The sequence below is a fragment of the Mesorhizobium metallidurans STM 2683 genome (assembly GCF_000350085.1).
GTDB classification, from domain to species: Bacteria; Pseudomonadota; Alphaproteobacteria; order Rhizobiales; family Rhizobiaceae; genus Mesorhizobium; species Mesorhizobium metallidurans.
Map to the genome: position 1 here is coordinate 1 of NZ_CAUM01000162.1, position 3,366 is coordinate 3,366.

General features: G+C 63.8%; 3 protein-coding genes and 2 pseudogenes. 1 reads left to right on the forward strand and 4 read right to left on the reverse strand.

Annotated features, from left to right (window positions below):
* The coding region (locus MESS2_RS33110) for a hypothetical protein (protein ID WP_209436137.1) at window positions 1-235 on the reverse strand (235 nt) is incomplete at its 3' end.
* On the opposite strand from MESS2_RS33110, the gene MESS2_RS33635 reads away from it, so the two are divergent.
* Window positions 234-446, forward strand: coding sequence for a transposase (locus MESS2_RS33635; protein WP_008878066.1), 213 nt, complete (start codon window positions 234-236; stop codon window positions 444-446). The genes MESS2_RS33110 and MESS2_RS33635 overlap by 2 nt on opposite strands.
* A 545-nt stretch (window positions 447-991) precedes the next feature.
* Here MESS2_RS33635 and MESS2_RS28360 read toward each other — a convergent pair.
* The 3 genes and pseudogenes from MESS2_RS28360 to MESS2_RS33640 all read right to left on the reverse strand — a co-directional run.
* Window positions 992-1,240, reverse strand: a pseudogene (locus MESS2_RS28360) (transposase); the annotation flags it as partial.
* A gap of 16 nt (window positions 1,241-1,256) precedes the next feature.
* The gene (locus tag MESS2_RS31680) at window positions 1,257-2,198 is read right to left on the reverse strand and encodes an IS630 family transposase (protein ID WP_008878069.1); all 942 of its coding nucleotides are present in this window, start codon (window positions 2,196-2,198) and stop codon (window positions 1,257-1,259) included.
* 194 nt (window positions 2,199-2,392) lie between these two features.
* Window positions 2,393-3,350: pseudogene (locus MESS2_RS33640) on the reverse strand (transposase); the annotation flags it as partial.
* Between the last annotated feature and the right edge of the window lie 16 nt (window positions 3,351-3,366).

The window sequence follows — 3,366 nt, forward strand, 5'->3', positions numbered from 1 at the left end:
TAGCCTCAGTCTTATGACGCAAGCCGGTCCCGCCGAGTTGCACCGCTTGTTTGAGCGGCTCGACCTTCTGCGTGCGCAGATCCGCACCATCGAAGGCGACCGCCTGCGTAGGCTCGCCGCGGCCGGCTGCACTAGAAGGCCCCATGCGGTGGTGCGCCTCATCGCACGGGTCATCGGCGTCGGTGTCGAGACGGCGGACATGCTGGTCCACGAGATCCCGTCGCGCGAATTGCATGATCGCCGCGCCGGTGGCGCGCTATGCCGGGCTCACGGGTTCGCCCGACGAGAGCGGCAAATGCCGGCGCGAGAAGGGGCTGGCACGCGCCGGCAGTGCCCGCGTGCGGCATGGCATTATGCAGGCCTGGCACGTTCTGCTCTTCCAGTGCGCTAGGCCCGATGGTTCCAGGGGCGAGGCGCCACGGGGCGTCAGCTTGCGTGCGGCGTGATGGTGGCACGTGGGAAGAGGAGAGCAACGCACACCCAATTGGCTAGCCGGTAAGACCGTATGTCCGCCTCTGCCGATGAGGTCGCTCGCCCTACACTGCGCGTCCGAGGGTTGCTCGGACGGGCCGAGCCGATCCTCACCACAGGAGGACGAGCCGTGGCGGCAACAAAGCCACACATGGTCCTCAGACCGCAGACGTAGAATCGGCCCGCCGCACGGAGCTTGGCCCACCGATGTGCATGCTGCATCATGGTTCAGATCCCCTGAGACCGACCGGGCAAGTCGCTGCGCGATCGGGCCTGCGGCCCAGCCTTGACCGTCACTGCGCGCGGCGGCCAGAGCGAAGTTAGCTCGGGACGAGGAGATAGTCGCCAATCGGCCGAACTTGCAGATGGAGAAATGCAGGAGCAGACTTCGCCCCATACAAGTGTAGCTGACGGCATTCGTCGCTGTGCTCTCCGGGAGGGCCGGGCTCAGCGTGCCACGGCTGGGCAGGCTGAAGAGAGGATCATCGCTCATTTGGCTGATGGTTTCCAGCGTCATCTATCTGGCGCGCTGCACGGCGCATTCGTCGTTCTGTTCGAGCAGGATCGCGCCAACCAGGCGGACGATGACGTCATCATTTGGGAAGATGCCGATGACCTCGGTGCGCCGCTTGATCTCGCCGTTGAGGCGCTCGATCGGGTTGGGCGAGTGCAGCTTGGCGCGGTGCTCCTTGAGGAAAGTCATGTAGACCAGCACGTCGGGCTCGGCGTCGTCCATGATTGTCGCCAGCTTCGGCACCCTCGGCCGGATCTAGAGCACGTCCTGTTTAATCCGGTTCATATCCTGCAGCTTTGAAGTAGTTGGCACATTCGGCTGGGGTGAAGAGGTCGACGACCGCGCCGACCGCGTCCCACAGAGCCTTGATGGTTCTCTCGGCCTTTGCTCGCAGCAGCGCCTTGAGTTTGGCGAAGGCGTTCTCAATCGGATTGAAGTCGGGACTGTAGGGCGGCCAGGTAGAGCAGGCTCGCGCCGCGGCCTCAATCGCGTCGCGCACGCCGGCGGCCTTGTGGGCGGGCAGGTTGTCCATGACGACTACGTCGCCCTCCGACAATGTCGGGACCAGCACCTGCTCGACATAGGCCAGGAACACGTTGCCGTTCATAGCGCCGTCGTAGACGAAGGGCGCAGTCATGCCCGTCAGCCGCAGCGCTGCGGTGAAGGTCGTGGTCTTCCAGTGGCCATGCGGCACGCCGGCCCGGCAGCGCTCGCCGCGCGGCGCTCTTCCACGCAGGCGAGCCATCTTTGTGGAGAGGCCGGTCTCGTCGATGAACACGAGCTTCGTCGATCGAGATCGAGCTGGCCGTCGAACCACTCTCGGCGCCGCTTCAGGACGTCGGGCGATCCTGCTCCAGTGCGTGCGCGGACTTTTTTTGAATGTCCAGCCGTGGCCGCGAAGCCAGGCGCTCAAGGCGCTGCGGCTGATCCGCACCGACTGCTCGGCGACGAGCCGCTCCACCATCTCGTTCAGCGTGATGTCCTTGCGCTCCCCGATCAGCCCGGCGATGAAGGCTTCATGCGCATCCAGGCTGGAGGCGCGGCGGCGGCCCTGCGGGCGTGGCCCCAGTTCACCGATCTTCGCCCGCGCAATCCAGCGGATCGCGCTGGACACTCCCACGCCGAACCGCGCCGCCGTTTGCCGCGCCGACATGCCCTCGTCCGAAGCCTTCAAGACCCGCAACCGAAGATCCACGCTCAATGCTCTTCCCATCGTCCACCTCCATCGAGGGATGTTGAATCAGCACAAAACGCAGCCGTCACATCACAATTGATTCATCGATCACAGGATGTGCTCTAGTCGGCAACGGCGCGCCATTGGGTGCTTGCGGCCTCGGGCTTTCCTGGGCGAAGGCGGCAGCGATGAAAGCGGAGACGACACGGCGCGCGCTCTTGCCGGCATGCGCCAGCCTGGATTCTCATCTTGGCGAGGCCGCGCCCAATTGCCCGGGCGAGGCCATGCCAGGTCTTGACCTCGCCATGGTGGCCTTCCGAGCGCCATCGATGATGATGGTAGAACTGCTTGTCCTCTTCCGACCATCGCTCACGACGCCTGCGCGCCCTCAGCAATGCCGGATAATCATCCCACAACGACCGCCTTGTTGACGCGCCCTTTGGACAGGCAAATGGAAGCAAAGGTCACAGCCTGCGCAATCTCTGGCGCGCGAATAAAAGAAACGTCCATACTTCAAGGGTCGCTTAGGTGTAGGATCTTGCCTCGAAGGCCCTTTAGGATGTCGTGCTTAGCATCGTAACGGAAGCGACGTAACGGGACCGGGCTGCGGATCGGCTCCGTCTTGGCGGGGATCAAGGCATCGATGCCGCGGTGCTCGAAAGCGAACGCTTTTGCATAGGCATAGCCGGCATCGGCAGTGACAGTTTGTTGACAGCGGCGTCAATCCGCTTCACGTTCGCCGGTGCACCGCCACGTCGAGAACCCACGCCAGATCATCGACCACGGCATGCTGCTTGTAGACCGGCTCAAGTCGTCGATTGTGGGCCCTTGTCGCCATGGTGGCATCAGGCTCGGTTACGCAAATCTTCTTGAACTTGCCGGTCTTTGCGGCTCTTCTTTGCCGGCGCTTCCGCTTCCTCGTCGCAGCGTTCACCGCCTCGACATGGCGAACCGCCAAGCTGTCCCAGCTTACGTCGGCTCGGATCAGCGAAGCATCGACGTGGACGATCTCGCCCTTGGCGATCTTGGACTCGATGCAGGCCTGCACTGCGCGCTCAAAGATCCGGCGAGAGCGTGCCTCGCGCCAGCGCTGGCGGATGCGTGTCAGGGAAGAGCGATCGGGAAGTGCTTCGTGGAGACCGTAGCCGACAAACCACGGATCGCGATGTTGACCTGCGCCTCTCGCATCAGCGGCGGTCAAGGGGAC